Source organism: Streptomyces sp. NPDC051136 (assembly GCF_044455745.1).
In the GTDB taxonomy this organism is placed as follows: Bacteria; Actinomycetota; Actinomycetes; order Streptomycetales; family Streptomycetaceae; genus Streptomyces.
Window position 1 is genome coordinate 36,159 of record NZ_JBITFE010000015.1, and the last position, 25,105, is coordinate 61,263.

General features: G+C 72.8%; 23 protein-coding genes. 11 read left to right on the plus strand and 12 right to left on the minus strand.

Annotated features, from left to right (window positions below; genetic code table 11):
• Nucleotides 1-256 precede the first annotated feature (256 nt).
• Nucleotides 257-649, minus strand: a complete 393-nt coding sequence (locus tag ACIBCJ_RS33410; protein ID WP_362096843.1) for an ankyrin repeat domain-containing protein — start codon at nucleotides 647-649, stop codon at nucleotides 257-259.
• Between the two features lie 201 nt (nucleotides 650-850).
• On the opposite strand from ACIBCJ_RS33410, the gene ACIBCJ_RS33415 reads away from it, so the two are divergent.
• Nucleotides 851-1,045, plus strand: coding sequence for a hypothetical protein (locus tag ACIBCJ_RS33415; protein ID WP_115741101.1), 195 nt, complete (start codon nucleotides 851-853; stop codon nucleotides 1,043-1,045).
• Nucleotides 1,046-1,098: 53 nt separating this feature from the next.
• On the plus strand, nucleotides 1,099-2,874 hold the full coding sequence (locus ACIBCJ_RS33420) for a hypothetical protein (RefSeq protein WP_362508657.1): 1,776 nt from the start codon (nucleotides 1,099-1,101) through the stop codon (nucleotides 2,872-2,874).
• Nucleotides 2,875-3,143: 269 nt separating this feature from the next.
• Here ACIBCJ_RS33420 and ACIBCJ_RS33425 read toward each other — a convergent pair whose 3' ends face one another.
• Entirely contained in the window at nucleotides 3,144-4,643 is a 1,500-nt protein-coding gene (locus ACIBCJ_RS33425) for a PLP-dependent aminotransferase family protein (protein WP_365980524.1), read from the minus strand.
• 101 nt (nucleotides 4,644-4,744) lie between these two features.
• On the opposite strand from ACIBCJ_RS33425, the gene ACIBCJ_RS33430 reads away from it, so the two are divergent.
• The 4 genes from ACIBCJ_RS33430 to ACIBCJ_RS33445 all read left to right on the plus strand — a co-directional run bounded on the left by ACIBCJ_RS33430 (nucleotide 4,745) and on the right by ACIBCJ_RS33445 (nucleotide 8,254).
• Nucleotides 4,745-5,428, plus strand: a complete 684-nt coding sequence (locus ACIBCJ_RS33430; protein WP_365980525.1) for a hypothetical protein — start codon at nucleotides 4,745-4,747, stop codon at nucleotides 5,426-5,428.
• Nucleotides 5,425-6,192: a glycerophosphodiester phosphodiesterase gene (locus ACIBCJ_RS33435; RefSeq protein WP_365980526.1), complete on the plus strand. Its 768-nt coding sequence runs from the start codon at nucleotides 5,425-5,427 to the stop codon at nucleotides 6,190-6,192. Before ACIBCJ_RS33430 ends, ACIBCJ_RS33435 begins: the two co-directional genes overlap by 4 nt.
• A 54-nt stretch (nucleotides 6,193-6,246) precedes the next feature.
• Nucleotides 6,247-7,602, plus strand: a complete 1,356-nt coding sequence (locus tag ACIBCJ_RS33440) for an MFS transporter (protein WP_362096859.1) — start codon at nucleotides 6,247-6,249, stop codon at nucleotides 7,600-7,602.
• Nucleotides 7,603-7,879: 277 nt separating this feature from the next.
• A complete protein-coding gene (locus tag ACIBCJ_RS33445) occupies nucleotides 7,880-8,254 on the plus strand; it encodes an RNA polymerase-binding protein RbpA (RefSeq protein ID WP_003977404.1) in 375 nt (124 codons plus the stop codon).
• 206 nt (nucleotides 8,255-8,460) lie between these two features.
• On the opposite strand, the gene fxsA is transcribed toward ACIBCJ_RS33445, so the two are convergent.
• The 4 genes from fxsA to ACIBCJ_RS33465 all read right to left on the minus strand — a co-directional run bounded on the left by fxsA (nucleotide 8,461) and on the right by ACIBCJ_RS33465 (nucleotide 12,642).
• Nucleotides 8,461-9,036 (minus strand): FxsA family membrane protein, encoded by a 576-nt coding sequence (gene fxsA / locus ACIBCJ_RS33450; RefSeq protein WP_362096862.1) that lies wholly within the window; start codon nucleotides 9,034-9,036, stop codon nucleotides 8,461-8,463.
• 47 nt (nucleotides 9,037-9,083) lie between these two features.
• Nucleotides 9,084-9,971 (minus strand): polyprenol monophosphomannose synthase, encoded by an 888-nt coding sequence (locus ACIBCJ_RS33455; protein WP_365980527.1) that lies wholly within the window; start codon nucleotides 9,969-9,971, stop codon nucleotides 9,084-9,086.
• A gap of 524 nt (nucleotides 9,972-10,495) precedes the next feature.
• Nucleotides 10,496-12,100: an amidohydrolase gene (locus tag ACIBCJ_RS33460; RefSeq protein ID WP_365980528.1), complete on the minus strand. Its 1,605-nt coding sequence runs from the start codon at nucleotides 12,098-12,100 to the stop codon at nucleotides 10,496-10,498.
• A gap of 101 nt (nucleotides 12,101-12,201) precedes the next feature.
• Nucleotides 12,202-12,642, minus strand: coding sequence for an Lrp/AsnC family transcriptional regulator (locus tag ACIBCJ_RS33465; protein WP_104633953.1), 441 nt, complete (start codon nucleotides 12,640-12,642; stop codon nucleotides 12,202-12,204).
• Between the two features lie 266 nt (nucleotides 12,643-12,908).
• On the opposite strand from ACIBCJ_RS33465, the gene ACIBCJ_RS33470 reads away from it, so the two are divergent.
• Both ACIBCJ_RS33470 and ACIBCJ_RS33475 read left to right on the plus strand, forming a co-directional pair.
• Nucleotides 12,909-13,346 (plus strand): hypothetical protein, encoded by a 438-nt coding sequence (locus ACIBCJ_RS33470; RefSeq protein ID WP_362096872.1) that lies wholly within the window; start codon nucleotides 12,909-12,911, stop codon nucleotides 13,344-13,346.
• A 378-nt stretch (nucleotides 13,347-13,724) separates the two neighbouring features.
• Nucleotides 13,725-13,928 carry a hypothetical protein gene (locus ACIBCJ_RS33475; protein WP_362096875.1) on the plus strand — a complete coding sequence of 68 codons (204 nt, stop codon included), beginning with the start codon at nucleotides 13,725-13,727 and terminating at the stop codon, nucleotides 13,926-13,928.
• Here the strand turns inward: ACIBCJ_RS33475 and ACIBCJ_RS33480 are convergent.
• Nucleotides 13,891-15,063: an acyl-CoA dehydrogenase gene (locus ACIBCJ_RS33480; protein WP_362508640.1), complete on the minus strand. Its 1,173-nt coding sequence runs from the start codon at nucleotides 15,061-15,063 to the stop codon at nucleotides 13,891-13,893. The genes ACIBCJ_RS33475 and ACIBCJ_RS33480 overlap by 38 nt on opposite strands.
• 367 nt (nucleotides 15,064-15,430) lie before the next feature.
• Here ACIBCJ_RS33480 and ACIBCJ_RS33485 point away from each other — a divergent pair, with 367 nt between their 5' ends.
• Nucleotides 15,431-16,696, plus strand: a complete 1,266-nt coding sequence (locus ACIBCJ_RS33485; protein WP_362508637.1) for a glycoside hydrolase family 18 protein — start codon at nucleotides 15,431-15,433, stop codon at nucleotides 16,694-16,696.
• Between the two features lie 73 nt (nucleotides 16,697-16,769).
• On the opposite strand, the gene ACIBCJ_RS33490 is transcribed toward ACIBCJ_RS33485, so the two are convergent.
• The 3 genes from ACIBCJ_RS33490 to ACIBCJ_RS33500 form a co-directional block, all read right to left on the minus strand.
• The gene (locus ACIBCJ_RS33490; protein ID WP_362096884.1) at nucleotides 16,770-17,432 is read right to left on the minus strand and encodes a TetR/AcrR family transcriptional regulator; all 663 of its coding nucleotides are present in this window, start codon (nucleotides 17,430-17,432) and stop codon (nucleotides 16,770-16,772) included.
• Between the two features lie 128 nt (nucleotides 17,433-17,560).
• Nucleotides 17,561-17,701, minus strand: a complete 141-nt coding sequence (locus tag ACIBCJ_RS33495; RefSeq protein WP_133888172.1) for an SCO1431 family membrane protein — start codon at nucleotides 17,699-17,701, stop codon at nucleotides 17,561-17,563.
• A 110-nt stretch (nucleotides 17,702-17,811) separates the two neighbouring features.
• Nucleotides 17,812-19,203 (minus strand): peptidase C39 family protein, encoded by a 1,392-nt coding sequence (locus tag ACIBCJ_RS33500; RefSeq protein WP_365980529.1) that lies wholly within the window; start codon nucleotides 19,201-19,203, stop codon nucleotides 17,812-17,814.
• A gap of 345 nt (nucleotides 19,204-19,548) precedes the next feature.
• On the opposite strand from ACIBCJ_RS33500, the gene ACIBCJ_RS33505 reads away from it, so the two are divergent.
• The gene (locus tag ACIBCJ_RS33505; protein ID WP_365980530.1) at nucleotides 19,549-20,214 is read left to right on the plus strand and encodes a hypothetical protein; all 666 of its coding nucleotides are present in this window, start codon (nucleotides 19,549-19,551) and stop codon (nucleotides 20,212-20,214) included.
• 429 nt (nucleotides 20,215-20,643) lie between these two features.
• Nucleotides 20,644-22,500 carry an AAA family ATPase gene (locus tag ACIBCJ_RS33510; protein WP_365980531.1) on the plus strand — a complete coding sequence of 619 codons (1,857 nt, stop codon included), beginning with the start codon at nucleotides 20,644-20,646 and terminating at the stop codon, nucleotides 22,498-22,500.
• A 141-nt stretch (nucleotides 22,501-22,641) separates the two neighbouring features.
• On the opposite strand, the gene ACIBCJ_RS33515 is transcribed toward ACIBCJ_RS33510, so the two are convergent.
• Both ACIBCJ_RS33515 and ACIBCJ_RS33520 read right to left on the minus strand, forming a co-directional pair.
• Nucleotides 22,642-23,679 (minus strand): hemolysin family protein, encoded by a 1,038-nt coding sequence (locus ACIBCJ_RS33515; RefSeq protein ID WP_362096896.1) that lies wholly within the window; start codon nucleotides 23,677-23,679, stop codon nucleotides 22,642-22,644.
• Complete coding sequence (locus ACIBCJ_RS33520) at nucleotides 23,676-25,007, minus strand: hemolysin family protein (protein WP_362096899.1); 1,332 nt, start codon at nucleotides 25,005-25,007, stop codon at nucleotides 23,676-23,678. The genes ACIBCJ_RS33515 and ACIBCJ_RS33520 overlap by 4 nt, the downstream gene beginning before the upstream one ends.
• Nucleotides 25,008-25,105: the final 98 nt, after the last annotated feature.

Sequence of the window (25,105 nt, forward strand, 5' to 3'; positions counted from 1 at the left end):
CCGCCGTCTCTTGCTTGCTGAAGACCATGTTCCTCTGCCTCTCGTCGGTGGCCCTTGCGGGCCGTGTCACGGCCCGCGCGGTGCGGCAACACCTGCCCAGCCATCACGTCCGTGAACCACGTCGTCATGATGGCCCGGCGGTCACACCTGCCGCGACCGAAATTTCGGCGGCCCTGTACCGCCTCCCCCGTTTTGTGTGTTCTTCCTGGTCAGGACGTATGGAGCGAGACCGGACCCGGTCCTGCCCGCCGTCCCCTCACTGGGTGCCGAACAGCTCCAGCAGGTCCGTCCGGGCGAACATGCGCGCCGTGTCGACGGCCGACGGGGTGCCCGCCGCCGGGTCCGCTCCGGCCTCCAGAAGCGCCCTGGTCACTTCCGTCTCACCCTTGAAGGCGGCTCCGGCGAGCGGGGTCTGCCCCCGGTCGTTGACACGGTCGGCGTCGGCGCCACGCGCGAGCAGTGCGCGCACCGCGTCGTGGTGGCCGTGGTAGGCGGCGAGCATGACGAGGGAGTCACCGCGGTCGTTGGTGAGGTCGGCCGGCACACCGGCGTCCACGTACGCCACCAGTTCCTCGGTCCGCCCCTGCCGGGCCAGATCGAAGATCTTGGTCGCCAGCTCCACGACCTCGGGGTCGGGGGCTTCACTCATCGGCCGGACCACCTCTCACTGCGAACATTCGGCGAATCGCCAGGGTACTGGCTTGCGGGACACCCGAGCGGACCAAGGACTCCTCCGCCACCCGGGGTAATTCCGGCGAATTTCGCCCATTTGCACCTTTTATCGTATGGATACATGCTGTGAGCCTGGAAGTACTCATGGTGACTGTCCCCGTGAACCAGGAGAACTCACATGATCCTCTCGATCTCAGGCGTCGTCCTGCTCGGCATCGTCGTCTTCATCTTCTTCCGCAAGGACGGCCTCAAGGCCTCGCACCTGCTGGTGGCCGTGCTGTTCGGCTTCTACCTCGCGAGCACCGCCATCGCGCCGAGCATCAAGGCGGGCGGCGAGAGCCTGGCGGGCCTCCTCGGCGGCATCAAGTTCTGACGGCCCGCTCTCCCTGCCCGACATCCGTACGTACGCACCTCCAGGAGGCACCTGTGGCCCGGCGGCCCCTCCCCCGCATTCTGAGCAACGGCGGCGCACAGCTCGCCCGGAGCCGGGAGCTGGCCCGGACGGCGGCCGACAGTGCCACCGACGTCCTCCAGCCGCTGATCACGATCGGCCGCGGTCTGCGCCGGCTGGCCGCGGCCGCGCGGCGCAGATTCGCCGAGACCCCCAAGGACCGGCGCGGCGCGCTGCTCTTCCTGGTGGCCTCGGTGGTCCTGGTCGTGGCGCTCGTACCGTACGGACCGCTGCTCGCCGTCATCGCCCTGATGGCGGCGGCAGCCTGGCAGGGCAGGGACCGCACACCGCCCGCGCCCGAGGGTCCCGACGACTCCCAGACCCGGCGCCTGCAGTCGCTCTACGAGGCGCTGGTGCCGTACTTCTCGATCGCCGAGGACCCCGACCCCCTGTACGCCCACGGCGGCGGCTGGGACAGGGCGTTCCCGGCGTACGAGTTCGACGACGGCGGGCGCTTCACCCACCTGGTGATCCACTATCCCGCCTACTTCACCGACGGGGAGGCCGCGTCCCGGGCCCGCATCGAGCACCTGCTCGCCGCCAAGGCCGGCCGGGGCCGGGAGTACCGCTTCACGTGGGACGAGGAGGCCAACCACCTCTCCGTCGACGTGCTGGCGGCGCTGCCCACGGACATCGTCGCCCAGCGGTTCGTGACGGCGCCCGGCGAGACCGTCCTCGGCTTCACCGACCCGACCGGGGTCCAGCGCACGCTCCCGCTCACCCACGGCGTGGAGCAGCGGGACGTACCGCCGGTCGTCTGGCGCACCGGCATCCGCTCGACCGAACCCCATCTGCTGGTCCTGGGACAGCCCGGCACCGGCACGTCCACCCTGCTGCGCTCGGTCGCCCTGCAGGCACTGCACCACGGCGACCTGCTGATCGTGGACGGCGGCGGCACCGGGGAGTACGCCTGCCTGGTCGGCCGGGACGGCGTGCTGGCCGTGGAGTGCGGCCTCACCGGCGCGCTGACCAGCCTGGAGTGGGCCGCCACCGAGACGGAACGGCGGCTGGTCTCCGTCAACCGGGCCCGTCAGCAGGGGCTGGCGGCACCGGACGACACCCGGCGCCCGCTGTGGGTCTTCGTGGACCGTCCGACCGCGTTCGCGCACCTCGCCGGGACGGACGGGCGCCGGGACCCCCAGACCCTCCTCCAGATCCCGCTGCGGCACGGCCGCGCCGCGAACGTGACGGTGGTCGTCGCCGACCAGCTGGACGCCCTCGACGGCCTCACCGACGCGGTACGCCAGCACACGCGCGCGCGGGTCGTGCTCGGTCCGGCCACGGCGGACGAGCTGGCGACCGTACTGGGCGCTCCGCCGCACACCACTCCCCTCGACCAGGTCCCGCCCGGCCGGGGATACGCCAGGCTGGGCACGGGGCCGGTGCACCGCCTCCAGGTCCCGGCCACCCCTGACCCCTACGACGACGCGACGAGCGACGCGCACCGGCAGGCGGTGCTCGATCTGCTCCCCCCGCGCACGACACCGGCGGACGGGGAGAAGGCGCCCCTCCCTCCGGAGGCCCAGGCGGAGAGGGAAGCGGAGGCCGAGTCGAAGTCGGTCTCCATGGAGAAGCGGGACGAGCCGGACCCGAAGTCCCCGGGCGAGTCAGAGGGAAACGCGACGGCACCGGAGCAGGCCCCGGTGCCGGTGGAGAAGACGACGGCCGGGACGCCGGCCGAGCCGGCCTCCGCTGATTCGGCCCCCGCCGAGACGGTGCCCGCCGAAGCGGTCGCCGCGGAGACCGCCTGACACGCCGGCCGGGGCGACGCGGGCGACCGCTCACCCCCCGGCCCCTCGCCCCTCGCCCCTCGCCCCTCGTCCCGCTGCGCCCGCGGTCCGCGCCCTGCCCACGGCGCGACCCACCACGGCACCGAGGGTCACCGGGGCTCGTTCGGGCCCGCCGGGGACCGCGGGAAGACGGGGCAGAGGCGGGGCGCAGGCGGGCCTGTCGCATCCGCCTCTGCCCCGCCGCCCCTGACGGTGGCCGACGCCCCGTTCCGACGCAGGACCGCCGCGAATCAGGCCACGAACGTCCGTGGCGCCTCGCCGCTCCCGGCGCCCCCGTTCTCCACCAGCCGGGCCGCCGCGGCCAGTCGTACGGCCGCCTCCTCGGCCACCGCCCCGCCGACCGTGAACGGCAGCCGGACATACCCCTCGAAGGCACCGTCGACCCCGAAGCGCGGCCCGGACGGAACGCGGACGCCCACCCGCTCCCCCGCCTCGGCGAGCCGGGAGCCCGACAGCCCCCCGGTCCGCACCCACAGGGTGAGCCCGCCCCGGGGCACCTCGAACTCCCAGCCGGGCAGCTCCCGCCGTACCGCCGCCACCAGCTCGTCCCGGTTCTGCCGGGCCTGTTCGCGGCGCACGGTCACGGCCTGCTCCCAGCCGCCGGTGCTGAACAGCCAGTGCACGGCGAGCTGCTCCAGCACCGGTGTCCCCAGGTCGGCGTAGGCGCGCGCGGCGACCAGGCTGCGGATCACGTCGGGCGCCGCCCGGACCCAGCCGATGCGCATCCCGGCCCAGAAGGCCTTGCTCGCGGAGCCGACGGTCACGACGGTGGAGCCGGCCGGGTCGAAGGCGCACACGGGACGCGGCATCTCGACGTCGTCCTCCAGCCACAGCTCGCTCATCGTCTCGTCGGCCACGAGCACCGTCCCCGCCGAGCGGGCGGCGTCCACCAGGCGCCGTCGCTGGTCGTCGTCGGCGAGCGCGCCGGTGGGGTTGTGGAAGTCGGCGACGACGTACGCGATGCGAGGCGCGGCGTCGCGCAGCACCTGGCGCCAGCGGTCCACGTCCCAGCCGGTGAGCCCCTCGGCCATCGCGACGGGCACCAGCCGGGCGCCGGCCTCGCGCATCAGCTGGAGGATGTTGGCGTAGGACGGGGACTCCACGGCGATGCGCTCGCCGCGGCCCCCGAAGAGGTGGCAGATGGCGTCGATCGCGCCCATCGCCCCCGTGGTCACCATGATCTGCTCGGGCATGGTCGGGATGCCCCGCGCGGTGTAGCGCTCGGCGATCATCGCGCGCAGCGCGGGCAGCCCCGCCGGGTAGTCACCGTGGGTGTGCGCGTACGGCGGCAGCTCCTCCAGGGCGCCCTGAACCGCACGGGTGAGCCAGGGCTCCGGCGCGGGCAGTGCCGCGCAGCCCAGGTCGATCACCGAGCCGAGAGCCTCGGGCGGCAGCGGCTCGAGTCCGCGGGCCGGCAGCGGGTTGCCGGCCGGGACCGCGGTCCAGCTGCCCGCGCCGCGCCGGGACTCCAGGAAGCCCTCGGCACGCAGCGCCTCGTAGGCGGCGGCGACGGTGGTCCGGCTGACGGTCAGGGCGAGGGCGAGTTCACGCTCGGCGGGCAGCCGGGCGGCGACCGGCACCCGGCCCTCCAGCACGAGCAGCCGGATGCCGTCGGCGAGCGCGCGGTAGGCGGGCGGGCGGCGGGTACCGGGTCCGGCCGGGCGGTCATGCTGGGAGCCGAGCAGCCGCGCGAGCTGACCCGCCCCCACCGCCGAGGTCCACTGCGCCATGGAAATCAGTCCACCTTCCCCGAATTGGCCATGGTTGACTCTCCTTCTCAAGCCACAGGGTGTCATGTGGCAGGCCACTACCACCACTCAGGGGGCACCTCTTGTCCAGGCAGTCCAGGCAGTCCAGGCGGCCCGCGTCGTCCGGGCCACTCGCTCGGCGGCTGATCCAGCTCTACGGCGGCCTCGCGCTGTACGGCGCCAGCTCCGCGCTGCTGGTCAGGTCCGGGCTGGGTCTGGAGCCGTGGAACGTGCTGCACCAGGGCCTCGCGGAGCACACCGGGCTGTCGATGGGCGTGGTGCTCACCCTTGTCGGCGCGGCGGTCCTGCTGCTGTGGATCCCGCTGCGCCAGCGGCCGGGCCTCGGCACCGTCTCCAACGTGCTCGTGATCGGCGCCGCGATGGACGCCACGCTGAGCGTCGTCCCGGACGCCCAGGGCTGGACGCTGCGGATCGCGGCCATGGTCGCTGGCATCGTCCTGAACGGGGCCGCGACCGGGCTGTACATCGCGGCGCGCTTCGGACCGGGGCCGCGGGACGGCCTGATGACGGGGCTGAACCGGCGCACGGGACTGTCGGTACGCCTGGTGCGGACCGCCGTCGAGATCACCGTCGTCGTGACGGGCTTCGCCCTCGGCGGCACCGTCGGCCTCGGCACCCTGCTCTACGCCGTGTCGATCGGCCCGCTCGCCCAGGTGTTCCTCCGGGTGTTCGCCGTCCCGCCGACACCGGACGGCAGCACGGTGGTTGCCGCCGGTCGGCCGCAGCACGCCATACTGCGTCGGTGACCACCCCGATACGCCACCCGTACCTCGACCATCCCGGCCCGATCGCCTTCGCCCACCGGGGCGGGGCCGCGGACGGCCTGGAGAACACGCTGCGGCAGTTCCGCCGGGCGGTCGAGGCGGGCTACCGGTACATCGAGACGGACGTGCACGCCACCCGCGACGCGAGGCTCGTCGCCTTCCACGACGCGACCCTGGACCGGGTGACGGACGGGGCGGGACGGATCGCCGACCTGCCGTGGGAAGACGTGCGCCACGCGCGCGTGGCGGGGGAAGAACCGGTACCGCTGTTCGAGCAGCTCCTGGAGACCTTTCCCGGGGTGCGCTGGAACATCGACGTGAAGGCGGAGCCCGCGCTGCGGCCCCTCCTGGAGCTGATCGCCCGGCGGGACGCCTGGGACCGGATCTGCGTCGGCTCGTTCTCCGAGGCCCGCGTGGTCCGCGCGCAGCGGCTCGCGGGCCCTCGCCTGGCCACCTCGTACGGCATCCGGGGCGTCCTCGGTCTGCGGCTGCGCTCCTGGGGCGTGCCGGCCGCGCCGCGCCGCCCGGCGGTGGCCGCGCAGGTTCCCGAGGCGCAGTCGGGCATACCGGTGGTGGACCACCGCTTCGTGCGCGCCGCCCATGCGCGCGGACTGCAGGTGCACGTGTGGACCGTGAACGATCCGGACCGTATGCACCGGCTCCTGGATCTGGGGGTGGATGGCATCATGACCGATCACATCGACACACTGCGCAAGGTCATGGAGGACCGCGGCGTCTGGGTCTGAGACCCGGACCGCGCCCCGGGGACGGTGCGCGTTCACGGGGAAGCGAGGGCACGGGTGGGCACCGACACCCTGCGGACGGGCGCGGCCGACGGGGCCGACCCGGTGGCCGAACGGCGGCGCGAGCAGCGCGGCTGGTACTTCTACGACTGGGCGTGCTCGGTCTACTCGACGAGCGTGCTCACCGTGTTCCTGGGGCCCTACCTGACCTCGGTGGCCGAGTCGGCGGCGGACGCGGACGGCTACGTCCACCCGCTGGGCATACCGGTGCGCGCCGGGTCCTTCTTCGCGTACTCGGTGTCCCTTTCGGTGATCGTGGCGGTGCTCGTGATGCCCCTGGTGGGCGCCGCGGCGGACCGCTCGGGGCGCAAGAAGCCGCTGCTGGCCGCCGCCGCGTACACCGGCGCCGCGGCCACGACCGCGATGTTCTTCCTCGACGGCGACCGCTACCTGCTGGGCGGCGTGCTCCTGGTCGTCGCCAACGCGGCGCAGTCGGTCGCGATGATGCTCTACAACTCCTACCTGCCCCAGATCGCCCCGCCCGAGGAACGCGACGCGGTCTCCTCCCGCGGCTGGGCCTTCGGCTACGCCGCGGGGGCCCTGGTCCTGATCGTCAACCTGGTCCTCTACACCGGCCACGACTCCTTCGGGCTGAGCGAGAGCGCGGCGGTCCGCATCTGCCTGGCGTCGGCGGGGCTGTGGTGGGGGGCGTTCGCGCTCGTCCCGCTGCGGCGGCTGCGGGACCGCCGCGCGGTGGCCCGGGAGGCGGCGCTGCCCGGGTTCCGGCAGCTCGCGGCGACCGTGCGCGACATGCGCCGGCGCCCGTTGACGCTGGCCTTCCTGCTGGCGTACCTGGTCTACAACGACGGCATCCAGACGGTGATCTCACAGGCTTCCGTCTACGGCTCCGAAGAGCTGGATCTCGGGCAGTCCACGCTGATCGTGGCGGTGCTGCTGGTCCAGGTACTGGCGGTGGTGGGCGCCCTGGCGCTGGGCCGGCTGGCCCGGAGGTACGGGGCCAAGCGCACGATCCTCGGGTCGCTGGTCGCCTGGACGGTGACCCTCGGGGCCGGGTACTTCCTGCCGGCCGGTGCGCCGGCCTGGTTCTTCGTGCTGGCCGCCGGGATCGGGCTCGTCCTGGGCGGCAGCCAGGCGCTGTCCCGCTCCCTGTTCTCCCACCTGGTCCCGCCGGGCAAGGAGGCCGAGTACTTCTCGGCGTACGAGCTGAGCGACCGCGGGATGAGCTGGCTCGGGCCGCTGCTCTTCGGGCTCACGTACCAGCTGACCGGGAGCTACCGCGACGCGATCATCTCGCTGGTGGCCTTCTTCGTCATCGGGTTCGCACTGCTCGCGCGGGTCCCGGTGCGCCGGGCGATCGGCGACGCGGGCAATCCGATACCCGAAAGGATTTAGCGCTCGGCGCGAAAGGGCTGTAGTGTACGCGTTTGGCCTGCCAGGCGTACCGTTACTGCGCGTCAAAGGTGCCGAATCGCTATGTCACATCTGCCAGCAGAGGTGACAAACCGGACGTCGGCGGGTACTGCACTGGTTGCAAGGCTGCGGCTGCGACGGCGACGCAGGGCCCGGATCGGGAGTCGGGACGGGAATCTTTACCGCCGCCCGGACGTTGACCGGATGACGACGACAGCGACACCTGTCCTGTGGGCGACAAGCCCGGGAGGCACGATTCATGAGTGAGCGAGCTCTTCGCGGCACGCGCCTCGTGGTGACCAGCTACGAGACGGACCGCGGCATCGACTTGGCCCCGCGCCAGGCCGTGGAGTACGCATGTGAGAAGGGGCACCGGTTCGAGATGCCCTTCTCGGTCGAGGCGGAGATCCCGCCGGAGTGGGAGTGCAAGGTCTGCGGGGCCCAGGCACTCCTGGTCGACGGCGACGGCCCTGAGGAGAAGAAGGCCAAGCCCGCGCGTACGCACTGGGACATGCTGATGGAGCGCCGCACCCGCGAGGAACTCGAAGAGGTCCTCGAGGAGCGGCTGGCCGTTCTGCGCTCCGGCGCGATGAACATCGCGGTCCATCCGCGAGACAGCCGCAAGAGTGCATAGCGGGAAACCGTAGGCGACACAACCGAACAACCGCGGGTGCCGTACATGATCTTCATGTACGGCACCCGCGGTTTTGTCGTGTCCCGCGCCCGGCGAGACCTGCGCCCCGGCGCACTCCGAGCCGGGCCTCGCCGGGACCGGACGCGGCCGGGACCGGACGCGGCCGGGGCTCAGCGGTCAGCGCGTCAGCCGAGGACGCTCAGCGGTCAGCGCGTCAGCGGAGGACGGGGTTCCTGCGGGGCGTCGTCCGGCTCGTCCCGCACGACCTCGCCCTGGACGACCTTGCCGTCCGGGCGGTGCATCCGGGCCTGACGGAAGGCGTCGCCCAGGCCGCCCGGGGCGGCGTCGCGGAGCTTGCGCTCCACCGTCCGCTGGGCGTAGCGGCTGACGGCCTTCTGCACCGGGGGCAGCAGCAGGAGCAGGCCGAGCGCGTCCGAGACCAGGCCGGGCAGGATCAGGAGCAGCCCGGCCAGCATCATCAGGCCGTTGCCCTCGCTGTTCGGGCGGGGGGTCCCGGGGGGCATGCCCGACTGCTGCTGGTTGATCGTCTCCGTGAGGTTGCGGAAGGCCCGGCGGCCCGCCGCCTTGATGACCACGGAGCCCAGGACCACGCCGGCGACCAGGAGCAGGAAGACCACGAAACCGCTGGACGCCCCCGCGACCACGGTCAGCAGCCAGATCTCCAGGACCAGCCACGCGGCGACGCCGAGCGGCAGGAAGGTGCGCAGCCGGGAGCGCGGTGGCCGGGCGGGGGACCTGGGGGTCTGGGCGCCAGTCGTCATGCTTCCAGTGTGCCTGGCCCCGGCTCAGCGCGGCATAAGGGGGACGATCAGGCGTTGCCGCCGGACACCTTCGTCGGATCGGTCGGATGCGCCGGCTTCGCCGGGTCGTCGCCCGCCGTGTCCTGCCCGCCGGGCGCCGTCGCGGACCGCCGGTCACGGCCCAGGACCTTGCCGACCCTCTCCCCCACGCCCCACGTGGTGACCCGCCACAGGGCCTCCACCACGATGTCGCGGCTCATCTTGGAGTCACCGAGCTCGCGCTCGACGAACGTGATCGGCACCTCGACGACGTGGTAGCCGGCCTTGATCGCCCGGCGGGCGAGGTCGACCTGGAAGCAGTAGCCCTGCGAGGAGACCTCGTCGAGGCCGAGCCCCTCCAGGGTCTCGCGGCGGAAGGCGCGGTAGCCGCCGGTGATGTCGCGCAGCGGCAGGTCGAGCGCGATGCGCGAGTACATGCTGCCGCCGCGCGAGATGAACTCACGGGACTTCGGCCAGTTCACCACCCGGCCGCCGGGCACCCAGCGGGAGCCGAGCACCAGGTCGGCGCCCTTGAGGGCGGTCAGCAGCCGGGGCAGTTCCTCGGGCTGGTGGGAGCCGTCGGCGTCCATCTCGATCAGCACGCCGTAGTCGTGCTCCAGGCCCCAGCGGAAGCCCGCGAGGTAGGCGGCCCCCAGTCCCTCCTTGCCCTTGCGGTGCATGACCTGGACGTGGTCGTCCGCCGCCGCCAGCTCGTCGGCGAGCTTGCCGGTGCCGTCGGGGCTGTTGTCGTCGGCCACGAGCACGTGTGCTTCGGGGACTGCCTCGCGCACGCGCGTGACGATCGCCTTGATGTTCTCCGCCTCGTTGTAGGTCGGGATGATCACCAAGGCCGTACCCAGGGGGCCGAACCGCCTCTCACGCCCCGCAGCCGCGGGCGTCCCGTCGCCGTCGTTCACCACTGCCCCTTCGTGTCCGTACACAGAGGACCACCATAATCGCCGCGGCCTGCGCCGACGTGTCAGGACGGCCGTACGGTGGTGTCGTTTTCCCAGGAGCGGGGTAGGGATGGCCGTTTCGGGCCGTTGTGCGACGGATGGGGGCCCGGCGCCCTTCGGGCCGGCCCGGGACCCGCCGGCTGCGGGTCGACCTGAGCCGTTGTCTACTGAGCGCCCGGGCCCCACCCGGGTCACACCTCCCGACCGGCCGGAACGTTCCCTCGCCGCGGTGCGGGCGCTGAGCCTGGCTCCCAGTGGCGGTGCCCCGGTGCGGCACACCGTCCCTGACTCAGCGGCGCCACGACGCGCATGCGGAAGGTTCCCCGGTCGGGCGTCCGGTGGTGGACCCGGCCGAACCTACCGGCCCCCAGCCGTCGCCTGTCAACAGTCGTTCGACCTGCGCCTTTGCCCTCAATGCGCAGGTCAGCGCGGAGGAGCCGCAGGTCGCGACCGCGCGAAGATCATCGCCCCGTCGGCGGCGGAGATCACTCGCCCGGCCGTACGAAGACGGTCCGGCCGCCCACCACGGTCCGCAGACAGACGGGCAGGTCCCGGCCGGGGGTGAGGTCGGGCAGGCCGGGGGTGCCGGAGCGCGGGTCGGTCGACCAGCGTGCCACCCGGTCGTCCGGCGCCTGGACCACGAGCTCGCCGGTACGCCACACGGCGTAGTCCGCGGGCACCCCCGGTACCAGGACGCCCGCGTCGTCGCGGCCGATCGCCCGCCAGCCGCCGCGCGTGTGCGCCGTGAACGCGGCCCGCACGGAGACGCGGTGCTCCGGCGTGCGGTGGAACGCGGCGGCCCGGACGGTGCCCCACGGGTCGAGGGGCGTGACCGGGCTGTCGGAGCCGAAGGCGAGCGGGACGCCCGCGCGCAGCAGGGCGGCGTAGGGGTTGAGAGTGCGGGCCCGCCCGGCGCCCAGACGCCGGGCGTACATGCCGTCCTCGCCGCCCCAGAGCGCGTCGAAGGCGGGCTGGACGGAAGCGGTCAGCCCCAGCTCGGCGAAGGCGGCGACGGTCTCCGGGGTGAGCATCTCGGCGTGCTCGATCCGGTGGCGGGCGGCGCGGACGCGGGCGAGGCCGATCTTGTCGGCGGCGGCGCGCACCCCCTGCACCACGGCGGTCACGGCGGCGTCGCCGATGGCATGGAAGCCCGCTTGGAGGCCCGCCTCGGTGCAGGCGACGACGTGGGCCGCGACGGCGGCGTCGTCCAGGTGCACGGTTCCGGTGTGGCCGGCGTCGGCGTAGGGCTGGTGCAGGCAGGCGGTGTGCGAGCCGAGCGAGCCGTCGACGAAGAGGTCACCGGCGGCTCCGACGGCGCCCAGCTCCCGCGCCTTGTCGACGTCCTGTTCGGCCCAGTAGCCGATCACCCTCGGCCCCGGCTCCCCGGCCGACAGGCGCAGCAGGCCGGTGAGGTCGTCCTCGGAGGAGATCTCCGGGCCTGCGCATTCGTGAACGGTTCCGATGCCGAGGGAGGCGGCGTGCGCGAGGGCGGCGCGCTGGGCCCCGGCCCGCTGCGCGGGGGTGACGGCTCCGAGGGCGGCGGCGCGTACCGCGTGGTGGGCGTCGCCGGTGAGCGGGCCGTCGCCGCAGACCGGGACACCGGGTGCCAGGTCGAGCAGGGCGGTGGTGACGACGGCCGAGTGGACGTCGATCCGGCTGAGGTAGAGGGGTCGGCCGCCGGTCGCGGCATCCAGCTCGGCGCGCGTCGGAGGCTGCCCGTCCGGCCAGCGGGCGGCGTCCCAGCCGTGGCCGAGGAGGACCCGGTCGTCCGGCCGGGCGGCGGCGAAGTCCCGCACCAGGGTGAGGGCCGCCGCGCGGTCGGGGGCGCCGGACAGGTCGAGGCCGGTGAGGGCGAGACCCGTGGCGGTGGTGTGCACGTGTGCGTCGGTGAACGCCGGCGTGACGAGGGCGCCGTCCAGGTCGACCACCTCGTCGACCCCGTCCGCGAAGGCGTCCGCGGCGCCCTCGGAGCCGACCCAGGCGACCTGGCCGCGCTCGACGACCATGGCCGTCGCGAACGGGTCGGCGGGACTGTGGACCTCGCCGCGGCGCAGCAGGACGGTCGTGGACGGGGTGGTGGACTCGCTCATGGACACCAGTCTCGCCCCTCGCGGGGTCCGCCCCGCAGCCGGGGCGGCCGCACGGCATGCCGGATCCGGCGCTCCGCCGGCCGTCGCCGGGCGGGCGCCGGTCAGATCCGCGGCGGCCGGGACTCGTAGGGGGTGGAGAGGACCACGGTGGTACGGGTCGACACACCCGCGAGCGAACGGACCCGCGCGAGCAGTTCCTCCAGCTCGTGCGGGGTGGCCACCCGGACCTTGAGGATGTAGTTCTCGTCGCCCGCGACGCTGTGGCAGGCCTCGATCTCGGGGACTCCGGCGAGGCGGTCCGCGATGTCGTCGGGGGCGCTGGGATCGAACGGTTTCACCGAGATGAAGGCGGTCATCGGCAGCCCGACGGCCTCGGGGTCGACGACCGCGGCGTAGCCGCGCACGACGCCGCGCTGTTCCAGCCGTCGCACCCGCTGGTGCACGGCCGACGTGGACAGGCCCGTGGCCTTGCCCAGGTCGGTGTAGCTCATCCGCCCGTCCTTGACGAGCAGCTGCACGATCTGTCGGTCCAGCTCCTCCATGGCGCAAGAACCTACAGTGCGCTTGATCTCCTCGGATACCTGAGCAGTACGGGTCATGCCCTGTTCGTGATGTGACGGGAGGTCGGACGGCGGCCGGGCGGGGACAAATCCGCCGCACGGGGCATCTGCGACAGGCATGTGACGAAGACCACACTGGTTGAACGTTCTCCGTAATGTTCCCGTGATTACCCCGGAGGGGGGACGGGAAGTGCTTGCTGTGGTCGAGGCCGCAGTGCCGTCACGGCCCAGCCCGAGGGGGAGATCCCATGCAGAGTCTTAAGAGCCCTGGTCGTACCGCGTCCAAGCGGCAGCAGCCCGTCGTCGAGCCCGTATCGGAGGGCGTCGAACCCGACGCCTTCGACGACGAGGAGTTCGACGCCTACGACACCTTCGAGATGTACCGGGTCATCTGCCCGGACTGCGCGCAGCCCATCGCGCTTCTCGCGGACGAGGAGAAGCTGCCGGAGCACGCGCTGTGCGCTTCGCCGTGGAACCCGTTCGGGCTCACGGTCTGCGCCGGCACCGGCCGCAGGGCCACCGAGGCGCGTCCGGCGGACGAGTCGTTCCGGCCCCACGAGCAGGACACCGCGCTGCTGTTGACGCTCCCCCGGGGCCTGGACTGGCGGACCCAGCCCTTCTCCCACGTCGGCGGCCCGGGCTCGCGCCCGATGCGGGTGCCGACGATGCGGCGCGAAGCGGCCTGAGGCCCCCGGGCGGCCCGCTACGGGGCTCGCCCACCCCACCCGTGATCCCACCGGCGCCACGGCTCGCAGACCGCCGTGGCGCGGGTCGGCGTGCGCTGCCCGCCCCCGCCGACGGAGGACGGGGGCCGTACGGGTGACTCCGGGAGCACTCCGACGGGGCGTCAGACCGCGGTCGGCAACGGGCACTTGCCCGGGGACACCTGTGAACGCACGCTCGATTGCGCCCACCGGTGACCTGTCCGCGCTTCCCCGCGTTGCCCGGGCATGACCCCCACGTACTCGGCGACCGGGAGTCGCCGCCGCGTGTTCGTACCGGTGCCTGCGGGGCCGGTTCCTCCGGCCCCGCAGATCCCGGACCCGCCGATCTACCGTGAGCTGATGCGGACCTGGGCCGACGGCGGCCGCACCCTGCCGGGGCGCCACGACCCGGAGTGGGTCAGGCTCGCGGAACCCCCGCGCGGACTGGGCGACTTCTTCGCCACGGGTGACGCGTTCACCACCGGCGACTTCCGGGTCACCGCCGATTTCCGGGTCACCGCGGACGTCACCGCTCCTCGGGACCCGCGAGGTGACGTGCGATGACCATCCGCTGAATCTGGTTGGTGCCCTCGACGATCTGCAGCACCTTGGCCTCGCGCATGTACCGCTCGGCCGGGAAGTCGGCGGTGTAGCCGTACCCGCCGAGCACCTGCACGGCGTCGGTGGTGACCCGCATCGCCGTGTCGGTGCAGTGCAGCTTGGCCATGGCGGCCTGCTTGGCGAACGGCAGGCCCGCGTCGCGCAGCCGGGCGGCCGCCAGGTACAGCGCCCGGCCGGCCTCGATCTGCGTCGCCATGTCGGCGAGCATGAAGCGCAGCCCCTGGAAGTCGGCGATCGGCTTGCCGAACTGGCGCCGCTCGGCCGCGTAGGAGACCGCTTCGTCCAGCGCCGCCTGCGCCACGCCGATGGCGCAGGCGGCGATTCCGAGCCGGCCGGAGTCGAGCGCGGACAGGGCGATCGCGAAGCCCTGCCCCTCGTCGCCGATCCGCCGGGCGTCGGGCACCCGCACGCCGTCGAGGTGGACCTGGGCGGTGGGCGAGCCCTTGAGCCCCATCTTCTTCTCCGGCACCGCGGCGCTCAGCCCCTCGGCGTCACCGGGCACCAGGAACGCGGTGATGCCGCGGGCGCCGTCCGGGCCCGTGCGCGCCATGACGGTGCAGAAGTCGGCGATGCCGCCGTGCGTGATCCACGCCTTGGTGCCGGTGATGACCCAGTCGTCGCCGTCGCGCACGGCCTTGGTGCGCAGCGAGGCGGCGTCGGAGCCGGAGGCGGGTTCGGAGAGGCAGTAGGCGCCCAGCAGACCGCCGCCGAGCATCGCGGGCAGGTGCTCCGCCTGCTGCTCCTTGGTGCCGTAGGCGGCCAGGGCGTAGGAGGCGAGCGAGTGGACACTGACGCCGAGTCCGACGGTGAGCCGGGCCGCGGCCAGCTCCTCCAGGACCTGCAGGTAGACCTCGTACGGCTGCTCGCCGCCGCCGAACTCGGCGTCGTACGGCAGGCCGAGCAGGCCGGAGTCGGACAGGAGGGTGAAGACCTCGCGCGGGAAGCGTCCGGCGTCCTCCTCCTCGGCCGCGCTCGGGACGATCTCACGCTGCGCGATGTCGCGGACGAGCGAGATCAGGTCCCGTGCCTCGTCCGTGGGCAGTTGCCGGTCCACCGGCTGCGGGGCGCGGTCGGGCATGGCGACGCTCTCCTCCCTGTCGGGCACATCGGCGGGCGTGCGCCTTGGGTGGAGGCGGCTCCGCCGGGTCGTTCGGCCTGGCCGATGCTCGCACTCCCGGGTCGCGGAAGCTGCTGACCAGCGGCTGTGCGCTGTGAGTATGCCCGATCGGAGGCACGGAGTCACCAGTTAACGACCGCTTACTCCAAGAATTCGGAGAATGGCCGACGCCGGCCCCGCGGAGTCGCGATTCGGGCCCCGGACGGAGCGAGATGGTCCGAACCATTGACCACACTGGTCTAGTCCTCCTACGGTGACGACCCGAACGCGTTACCGCGTTCATGCCAATCGGCGCGCGTTCCCTCTTCCCCCCACGAGGAGACACCCGATGCACGTCCCGCACCTCCCTCGCGTCCGCCCCGTCCGGGCGCTGCTCTCCGCCCTGTGCACCGCCGCCCTCGGCGCCGGCCTGCTGGCCGGCGCCGGTCCCGCGACGGCCACCGCCGCGGCCTCCACCGATCGGGCCGGGGCTCCCGCCGCGCAGGCCGCGGCCGGCTCCAAGGTCGTCGGCTACTTCACCGAATGGGGCGTCTACGACCGCAACTACCACGTCAAGAACATCGAGTCGTCGGGCTCGGCGAACGAACTCACCCACATCAACTACTCGTTCGGCAACGTCACCGGCGGCAAGTGCGCCATGGGTGACGCCTACGCGGCGACCGACCGGGCCTACACCGCTGCCGATTCCGTGGACGGCACGGCCGACACCTGGGACCAGCCGCTGCGCGGCAACTTCAACCAGCTGCTCGAGCTGAAGAAGAAGCACCCGGACCTGAAGATCCTCTGGTCGTTCGGCGGCTGGACCTGGTCCGGCGGCTTCGCGCAGGCCGCGCAGAACCCGGAGGCGTTCGCGCAGTCCTGCTACGACCTGGTCGAGAACTCCAAGTGGGCCGACGTCTTCGACGGCATCGACATCGACTGGGAGTACCCGAACGCCTGCGGCCTGAGCTGCGACACCAGCGGGCGGGACGCCTTCCCGAAGCTGATGGGCGCCCTGCGCGCCAAGTTCGGCCAGGATTACCTGGTCACCGCGGCCATCACGGCCGACGCCACGTCCGGCGGCAAGATCGACGCGGCGGACTACGCGGGCGCCGCCCAGTACGTCGACTGGTACAACCCGATGACGTACGACTTCTTCGGCGCCTGGGACGCCACCGGCCCCACCGCCCCGCACTCGCCGCTGACCTCGTACTCCGGCATCCCGAAGGAGGGCTTCCACACCTCGGCGACGATCGCGAAGCTCAAGGGGCTCGGCATCCCGTCCTCGAAGCTCCTGCTCGGCATCGGGTTCTACGGCCGCGGCTGGACCGGCGTCACCCAGTCGGAACCGGGCGGGACCGCGACCGGCCCGGCGAAGGGCACGTACGAGAACGGCATCGAGGACTACAAGGTGCTGAGGAGCAGCTGCCCGGCGACCGGCACGGTGGGCGGGACCGCGTACGCCAAGTGCGGCGACGACTGGTGGAGTTACGACACCCCGCAGACCATCGCCACGAAGATGTCGTACAAGAACGAGCAGGGTCTGGGCGGCACCTTCTTCTGGGAGCTGAGCGGCGACACCGCGAACGGTGAGCTGATCAAGGCGATCGACTGAGCCACCCGGCCCGCACGGGGGCGGAGGGGCGGAGACCGGCTCGGTCTCCGCCCCTCCGTCACGGCCGGCCCCGTCAGGCGTCGTCCCGGCGGGCGGGGTCCGGGGCCGGGCAGGCGGGGTCCAGTTCCTCGATGGCGCGCAGCGTGCCGCCGAGCGACTTCACCAGCAGCTCGCGCATGGTCTCGCGGGGCAGTTCGGGGCGGCCGATCCAGTCCAGCGTGGCGCCCTCGACGCCGCACACCCAGGCGAGCAGGCCCATGCGGGCCAGCGGGCCGACGTCGGAGCGCCCGTAGGCCCCTTCGGCGATGGTGTGGACGATCGCCTCGCGCACCCCGTCGCGGATGGCGTGCACCTCGGTGTCGAAGCCGACGCCGCCGCTGACGATCGTGCGGTAGGCGGCCTGGTTGTGCTCGGCGTAGCGCAGATAGCCGTCGATGGTGCGCTGGACGCGGTCCACCTGCGGCAGTTCGGTGCCGCGTGCCGCGGTGGTGACCAGGCCGGTGACGGAGTCCTGGATGATCGCCAGGTAGTAGCCCCGCTTGGACTCGAAGTAGTAGTAGATCAGCCCCTTGGCGACATGCGCCTGGCGGGCGATGTCGTCCATCGAGAGCGCGTCGTAGGACGTGTCGGCGAACAACCTCCGCCCGATGGCGATGAGTTCGGCGCGGCGCGCCAGCGAGCGCTCGGTGCCGCGCGCCCGGGGTCGGACCTCGGCACCTTGTTGACTGATATTCAAATTCGACCCTGGTCTCCTACGGGCGGCCGGACACCCGCAGTATGGCAGGTCGCACCGTGGGACAGGTCACACGCGGATCACGCCGGACAAGGCCCGTGGAGCACAGCGGAGAAGACCCGCGGGTCACGTCACAGAAGGCCCAGCTGGACCACGAGCATCGCGACCACCACGACGAGGGTCCAGCCCATGACGTGCTCGAGGATCTGCGGGCCCTCGTCCTTGGGGCCGCCGGTACGGACGCGGGCGGCGGTTGCGGTGTGTGCGGTCATGGCTTCTCGCTGATCTCGGGGTCGGCTGGGCGGAGTCCCCCCGCTCACGGTGTCCACCTTGCCACCGTGAGCGGCTTTTGCGGCCGAGAGCTTGGTCACAGCGGGGCCGGTCAGCGCACCCCCACCGCCGCGAGGGCCTTGCGCTGGCGGGCACTGGGGTGGGCGGGGAAGTACAGGTAGCAGACGCCGCCGGTGCCGGAGACGACCTTGCCACTGGCGTTGTACCGCTTCGTCCGGAGCCAGATGTTCTCCCACTCGCGCCGCTTGTAGACGCGGCGCACGGCCTCGTCGTCGTCCGAGGCCGGGTCGTTGGCGATCACGTCGCCGTCGGCGGTGAAGCCGATCACGGTCATCAGGTGGCCCGAGGTGCCGTAACCCGACCCGGTCAGCTCCTCCTCCAGGAAGGACTGGGACGTTATGGCGGGGATACCGGCCGCGATCAGCGTCTCCAGGTCGGTGAGGGAGCCGAGGCGGGTGACCACGCCCTGGATGCCCTCGAAGGTGGCGGCGTAGGCGGCGTTGAAGGGCCAGTTGCCGCAGCCCGCGTACTGGTTGTCGTACGTGTACCGGGCGGCGTGGCAGACCTGCGGGTCGGCGTAGGAGGGATCGACCCAGGCGAGTTGCTCGGCGGTGAGGCGCCCGCCCCAGTACTCGACGATCATCTGCGAGGAGGTGGGGCTGCACCAGGCCTCGCCGCCGTTGTCGTACTCGGGGTACTGGCCCTTGTGGATCTCCTGCGAGTAGCGCGGGACGCGCAGTTCCCCGGCGTGGCGCGGGACGGAGGCCGGCACGGTGAAGCGGTCGGGGATGTCGGAGGCCATCGCGCCGAGCCGCCAGACGGTGGGCGTGGTGCGCGTGCCGGGGCGGCGGCGCAGGGTGAGCCGGAGCCGGTAGGAAGTCAGGCGCAGGCCGGTGGAGGTGTCGTCGATCGAGAAGGTGTCGGTCCAGATGCTGCTCCGGCCGTCGCTCTGGTCGTCGACCGAGGTGCGCCTGATGTCCTGGTCGCCGTCGCCGGCCGTCCAGCGGCCCATCACGTACCAGGGCGTGTCCGTGCCGTCGGAGTAGGTGCCCTTCAGCTCGACCTCGATCCAGGTCCCGGTCGGGGTGTGCGCGTTCCAGGAGGCGATCACCTCCGTGGCGGGTACGGCGAGCCGGTGGACGGGTGAGGTCCAGGTCGCGTACTCCCAGGCGGCGGTGGTGCCGGTGTGCGGGTCGGTGTAGTCGGCGGTGCCCGCCGGGGTGCCGATCGCCACGCCGGGGCGGGCGCCCGCGACGGGACGGGTCCCCCGCGCGGTTCCGTGCCGCCAGTCCTGGAACGTGGTCCAGGCGTGGTAGTCGACCGGTCGCCGGGCGGCGGCCCGGTCGGGGTCCGCGGTGCCGTCGCCGGTGCCCCCGGTGGGCGTGGCGCGGGCGGCGGCCGGGACGGCGCCGCCCGCCACGGCGGCCGCGGCGACGGCTGCGGCGAGGAGGGCTCTGCGGGACGGCTGTTCGACTCTGCTCATGAGCGGGAGACCCCCAGGTGTCCGGGTCGGGCGGGTCCGTCGTTGCACGGTCGTGCGCCAACTATGGCCGCCGGTGCCCGCTCCTGCCAGCACTTCCACGCACGCCACGCGACCAATATTGGTGTCGACCAGTGGTGGGGCGGGCAGCGGGCCCGGACGGCGGAACCGAGGCAGGGGCCGAGGTCCGGGCAGGAGCCGAGTCCAGGGCGCGAGCCGACGCACGGGCCGATGCGGGAGCCGAGTCCAGGGCGGGAGCCGAAGCACGGGCCGAGGTCTAGGCAGGAGCCGGGGCGCGAGCCGAGGCCGGGGCCGGTCCCGGAGGGCGCGCGGGTGGTGGCGGTTAGAGTGCGGGGAACGCGTCCGTCCCCCTCCCGCCCCACAGGATCCGCCATCCTCGACCTAGCAACCCGGCTCCGCCGGCTTCCCCCCTCCTGCGGACCCGTCCGCCTGATCGGCGTCGACGGCCACGCCGGGTCCGGGAAGTCCACGTTCGCCGGGCGGCTCGCGGCCCGCCTGGACGGGGCGCCGGTGCTGCACCTCGACGACATCGCCAGCCACGACGAGCTGTTCGGCTGGACCGGGCGACTGCTCGACCAGGTGATCGATCCCCTGCGTCGCGGCGAGACCGCGCTCTACACCCCCTACGACTGGCAGACCCGGCGTTTCGGCGCGCCGCGCCCCCTGCCGCCCGCCCCCGTGATCCTGGTGGAAGGCGTCGGCGCGGGCCGCGAGGCACTGCGGCCGCACCTGGCCGGGCTGCTGTGGATGGAGTTGCCGCGGGAAGAGGCGTGGGCGCGCGGACGGGCGCGCGACGGGGCACGGCAGCGGGCGTTCTGGGACGGGTGGATCCCGGCCGAGCGCCGGCACTTCGCCGAGGACCCCTCGCGCCCCTTCGCGCATCTTCTGGTGCGACAGCGCGAACGGGGGTACGAGGTGCTGCCGGGACCCGCGGGAACGGTCACCGGAGCCCACTTTCTCACTCAGAGTGACGACCCCTCCGCAATGTGCTGAACTCGTGAAGATCACATCCGGGCGACCCGCCGACGTGCCCCAACTTCGCTTGACCCAGGGGCCGTACAGGTCTTACGTTCTGGATGTGCGGCAGTTCGAGGCCGCCGACAGACGCGAAGCCCCCGGTTGTTCCCCCGTGACCGGGGGCTTCGTTCTGCCCTGAGCCCGATTTCCGGCTCCTCCCCGACGCCGGATGCTCACCCTCGGTCACCATGCGACCGGTCGCCTCACCCGCTCCCACCTCGCGGAACGACCCCTCCCGCACCCTTCGGAGGAAAGACCGCCGCGGGTACGATGCCCTCGGTGCGACCTGTGGGAGATTGCCGCGCGCACCTGCAACTCCGGTCCGCGGTGGAGCCGTTGACCGAGGCGGCCGACGGGCGACGGCTCGGCGGCTTACCGACGGGGGCACGGTAGGTGGGGGACGTGATGGACTTCGGCACGCAGGGCCCACAGGCCCCGGCCGAACTCGCCTGGCTGCGCGGGGTGGACGCCTACACGATGGGGGCCTACCCGCAGGCGGAGGAGGAGTTCCGGACGGCGGTGCGGATCGATCCCACGATGGCCGACGGCTGGCTGGGACTGCACGCCCTGCGCGTCGACACCACGAACGCGCTCCTGCGAATGTTCCGCAACCGCGACCGCTTCGGCGAGCAGCGAGGGCGTCATCGCCGCACGCTCAACTCCTGGTACTGGCTGGGCTGGTGGGTGCAGCCGGTGCTGGAGAACCCGCGTGACCTGCTGCTGGCGCACGCCTCGCACTGGCTGGACGGCCGGCACGTCCCGGAGCTGGACCGGGCCCTGGCCGGACTGCCGCCGGTGGACTCCGACGCCCAGGTCCGCTTCCTGCACGCCTGCCGCGCCTACCTCGTCAAGGACTGGGAACAGCTCGTCCGGCACACCGACCCCCTGCTCGGCGATCCCTTACTGGGCATCGAGGCGGGCCTGTTCAGCGGCATGGCCCGGGTCCGCCTGGAGATGTACGGGCAGGCCGAACCCTTGCTTTCGGCAGCCCTGATGCGGTGCCGCAGCGAGCAGCCCCAGCGCAAGGAGCTGCGCTACTGGCTGGCGCGGGCCCACGAAGGCACCGGACGCAGCGCCGCCGCGCTCCCGCTGTACCGGGCGGTGCACCGCGTCGACCCGGCCTTCATGGACACCTCGGCCCGGCTGGCGGCGATCGCCGAGGGCGACGACTACGACGATCCGGCCGATCTGGCGGCGCTCGCGCAGACCGGCGCGGGGGTGGACGCCCTGGACGGACTCGACCCCCTGTTCGGCGTCGAGGAGCGCGGCGTCAAGCTCTCGATGCCCGATCCCCCGCTGTCGGCCCCGCTGCCTCCGCTCGGCGGACCGTCGGTGCGTGAGAAGGCGGGCGGCCCCGATCCGTCCCTGCCCACCGGGCCGACCGACCCCGAACTGCTGGAGGAGGCGCTCTCCGAGCTGGAGCGGATGGTGGGCCTCGAACCGGTGAAGCGGCAGGTCAAGGCGCTGTCCGCGCAGCTGAACATGGCGCGGCTGCGGGCCGGCCAGGGGCTGCCCGTGCAGCCGCCCAAACGTCACTTCGTCTTCTCCGGCCCCTCCGGCACCGGCAAGACCACCGTGGCCCGCATCCTGGGCCGCGTCTTCTACGCGCTCGGACTGCTCGGCGGCGACCACCTGGTGGAGGCCCAGCGGGCCGACCTGGTCGGCGAGTACCTGGGCCAGACCGCCGTGAAGGCGAACGAGCTGATCGACTCGGCGCTCGGCGGTGTCCTCTTCGTCGACGAGGCGTACTCGCTGTCCAACTCGGGGTACGGCAAGGGTGACGCGTACGGCGACGAGGCGCTGCAGGTGCTGCTGAAGCGGGCCGAGGACAACCGGGACCACCTGGTGGTGATCCTGGCCGGTTATCCGGAGGGCATGGACCGGCTGCTGGGTGCGAACCCCGGCCTGTCCTCGCGCTTCACGACGCGGGTGGACTTCCCCTCGTACCGGCCGTTGGAGCTGACCTCGATCGGGGAGGTGCTCGCGGCGGAGAACGGGGACGCCTGGGACGAGGAGGCGCTGGACGAGCTGCGGTCGATCGCCGGGCACGTGGTGGACCAGGGGTGGATCGACGAGCTGGGGAACGGGCGGTTCCTGCGGACGCTGTACGAGAAGAGCTGCGCGTACCGGGATCTGCGGTTGTCGGTGTATCCGGGGGCGCTGAGCAGGGACGATCTGGCGACGTTGCGGTTGCCGGATCTGATGCAGGCGTACGGGGAGGTGCTGTCGGGGCGGGGACCGGGGGGACCGTCGGCCGTGTAGGGCCGAGCCTCGGTGCCCAGGGAGGACGGGACGCAGCCCGGCGTGGCGGGGTGCCCCGGAGGGGGGCACCCCAGCGCCCACCGTGCCATCCCAGCGGCACACGACTGCCCGCAGTGGCGGCGGGGGCACCACCGCTCGCTGCTACGTCGCCAACGTCACCTCGCGGTGGGCCGGGTCGTTCACCTCGCCGACCAGGAGTTCCAGTACGTCCTCCAGGGCGACCAGACCCAGCACCCTGCCCGACGCGTCCGCGACCTGGGCCAGGTGGGTGGCCGCCCGGCGCATGACGGTGAGGGCGTCGTCCAGCGGGAGTTCCGGGCGGAGCGTGGTCATCGGGCGCCACAGGTGCTGCGGGACGGCACGGTCGGACTCCTCCAGGTCGAGGACGTCCTTGACGTGCAGGTAGCCCATGAAGGCGCCCTGTTCCGCGGCGATCGGGAAGCGCGAGTACCCGGTGCGGGCGGTGAGCGCCACGATCTCGCCTGGGGTGACCGAAGGGCTGACCGTGACCAGGGACTCCCGGCCGAGCAGTACGTCGGTCACCGGGCGGGAGCCCAGTTCCAGGGCGTCCTCCAGGCGTTCCTGCTCCTCCGGGTCGAGCAGTCCGGCCTGGCCGGCGTCCTCCACCAGGCGGTTGAGCTGCTCGCTGGTGAAGACGGCCTCGACCTCGTCCTTGGGCTCGACCCGGAAGAGCCGCAGGACGCCCTGGGCGCAGGCGCCGAGCGCGACGGTGATCGGCCGGCACAGGCGGGCGAAGGCGACCAGTCCCGGACTGAGCCACAGCGCGGCCTTCTCGGGCGCGGCCATCGCGAGGTTCTTCGGGACCATCTCGCCGATGACCAGATGGCAGAAGACCACGGCGGCCAGTGCGATGACGTAGCCGAGCGGATGGATCATGCCGTGCGGCAGGTGGATCCACTCGAAGACCGGCTCCAGCAGGTGGGCGACGGTCGGTTCGGCGACCGCGCCGAGGGTCAGCGAGCAGACGGTGATGCCGAACTGGGCGGCGGCCATCATCTGCGGCAGCCGTTCCAGGCCGTACAGCACCTGTCGGGCGCGAGCGGTGCCGAGCGGTTCGATCTGGCTGCGGCGCACGGAGACGAGGGCGAACTCGGCGCCGACGAAGAAGCCGTTGGCGAGCACGAGCAGGGCGGCGAAGAGGAGTTGCAGCACACTCATCGGGCCGCCTCCAGGACGGAGACCGGCGCGGTGCGCACCAGTCGTATGCGTTCGGCGCGGTAGTGGCCGACCTGACGGACCGAGAGCCGCCAGCCGGGCAGCTCCGCGCGGTCGCCGACGGCCGGGATGCGGCCGAGCAGGTCGGCGACGAGGCCGGCCACGGTCTCGTACGGGCCCTCGGGCGCCTCAAGACCGATGCGGCGCAGGGCGTCGACGCGGCAGCTGCCGTCGACGTCCCAGGCGGGCCGGCCTTCGTCGGGCGGCGCGGGGGCGAGTTCGGGTGCGTCCAGTCCGTCGTGCTCGTCGCGGACCTCGCCGACGAGCTCCTCGACGATGTCCTCCAGGGTGACGACGCCGGCCGTACCGCCGTACTCGTCGACCACGACCGCGATGGGCTGCTCGCTGCGCAGGCGGGTGAGCAGCGGCCGTACGGGCAGGGTTTCGGGGACGAGCAGCGCGGGGCGGGCGATCCGGCCGGCGGGGGTGCGCAGCCGGTCGTGCACCGGGACCGCGAGGGCGTCCTTGAGGTGGACCATGCCGACGATCTCGTCGATCTTCTCGCGGTAGACGGGGAAGCGGGACAGGCCGGTGGCGCGGGTCAGGTTGACGACGTCCTCGGCGGTGGCCGAGGAGTGCAGCGCGCTGACCTTCACGCGGGGGGTCATGACGTGCTGGGCGGTCAGGTCGCCGAGCGACAGGGTCCGGACGAAGAGGTCGGCGGTGTTCTGCTCCAGGGCGCCGGCCCGGGCGGAGTGCCGGGCCAGGGAGACCAGTTCGCCCGGGGTGCGGGCGGAGGCCAGTTCCTCGGCGGGTTCGACGCCCAGCGTGCGGACCAGCCGGTTGGCCACCGTGTTGAGCGCGGCGATCACCGGGTGGAAGAGGCGGGCGAAGGCGTGCTGCGGGCCTGCGACGAAGCGCGCGACCTGGAGCGGCTTGGACACCGCCCAGTTCTTGGGCACCAGCTCGCCGATGACCATCTGCACCGCGGAGGCCAGCAGCATGCCGACGACGACCGAGACACCGGAGACGGCGCCTTCGGGGACGCCGGCCGCCGTGAACGGGCCGTCGAGCAGTTGGGCGAGCGCCGGTTCGGCGAGCATGCCGACGACGAGGGAGGTGATGGTGATCCCGAGCTGGGTGCCGGAGAGCTGGAAGGACAGCTCCTTGAGGGACTCGACGACCCGCTGGGCGCGCCGGTCACCGGTCGCGGCGGCCTGTTCGGCGTCGGGCCTCTCGACGGTCACCAGGCCGAACTCGGCCGCGACGAAGAAGCCGTTGGCGAGGATCAGCAGGAGCGCGGCTGCCAGGAGCAGCAGGGGGGTGGTCATGATGCCGCCGCCTGTGGGATGTCACAGCAGGGGGCGACGCAGGTACTGCAGGACGATCCGTCCATCGCCGGAGGGAGTCACTCCTCGGGTAGCAGGAA

What these genes read in the sequence shown, in the direction of transcription:
- ACIBCJ_RS33470 (WP_362096872.1), top strand. Translation starts at nt 12,909, where the DNA reads ATGCAGAGTCTTAAGAGCCCTGGTCGTACCGCGTCCAAGCGGCAGCAG.
- ACIBCJ_RS33445 (WP_003977404.1), top strand. Translation starts at nt 7,880, where the DNA reads ATGAGTGAGCGAGCTCTTCGCGGCACGCGCCTCGTGGTGACCAGCTAC.
- ACIBCJ_RS33495 (WP_133888172.1), bottom strand. Translation starts at nt 17,701, where the DNA reads ATGACCGCACACACCGCAACCGCCGCCCGCGTCCGTACCGGCGGCCCC.
- ACIBCJ_RS33480 (WP_362508640.1), bottom strand. Translation starts at nt 15,063, where the DNA reads ATGCCCGACCGCGCCCCGCAGCCGGTGGACCGGCAACTGCCCACGGAC.
- ACIBCJ_RS33515 (WP_362096896.1), bottom strand. Translation starts at nt 23,679, where the DNA reads ATGAGTGTGCTGCAACTCCTCTTCGCCGCCCTGCTCGTGCTCGCCAAC.
- ACIBCJ_RS33475 (WP_362096875.1), top strand. Translation starts at nt 13,725, where the DNA reads ATGCGGACCTGGGCCGACGGCGGCCGCACCCTGCCGGGGCGCCACGAC.
- fxsA (WP_362096862.1), bottom strand. Translation starts at nt 9,036, where the DNA reads ATGACGACTGGCGCCCAGACCCCCAGGTCCCCCGCCCGGCCACCGCGC.
- ACIBCJ_RS33520 (WP_362096899.1), bottom strand. Translation starts at nt 25,007, where the DNA reads ATGACCACCCCCCTGCTGCTCCTGGCAGCCGCGCTCCTGCTGATCCTC.
- ACIBCJ_RS33485 (WP_362508637.1), top strand. Translation starts at nt 15,431, where the DNA reads ATGCACGTCCCGCACCTCCCTCGCGTCCGCCCCGTCCGGGCGCTGCTC.
- ACIBCJ_RS33410 (WP_362096843.1), bottom strand. Translation starts at nt 649, where the DNA reads ATGAGTGAAGCCCCCGACCCCGAGGTCGTGGAGCTGGCGACCAAGATC.
- ACIBCJ_RS33510 (WP_365980531.1), top strand. Translation starts at nt 20,644, where the DNA reads ATGGACTTCGGCACGCAGGGCCCACAGGCCCCGGCCGAACTCGCCTGG.
- ACIBCJ_RS33500 (WP_365980529.1), bottom strand. Translation starts at nt 19,203, where the DNA reads ATGAGCAGAGTCGAACAGCCGTCCCGCAGAGCCCTCCTCGCCGCAGCC.
- ACIBCJ_RS33425 (WP_365980524.1), bottom strand. Translation starts at nt 4,643, where the DNA reads ATGGCGCAGTGGACCTCGGCGGTGGGGGCGGGTCAGCTCGCGCGGCTG.
- ACIBCJ_RS33415 (WP_115741101.1), top strand. Translation starts at nt 851, where the DNA reads ATGATCCTCTCGATCTCAGGCGTCGTCCTGCTCGGCATCGTCGTCTTC.
- ACIBCJ_RS33465 (WP_104633953.1), bottom strand. Translation starts at nt 12,642, where the DNA reads ATGGAGGAGCTGGACCGACAGATCGTGCAGCTGCTCGTCAAGGACGGG.
- ACIBCJ_RS33460 (WP_365980528.1), bottom strand. Translation starts at nt 12,100, where the DNA reads ATGAGCGAGTCCACCACCCCGTCCACGACCGTCCTGCTGCGCCGCGGC.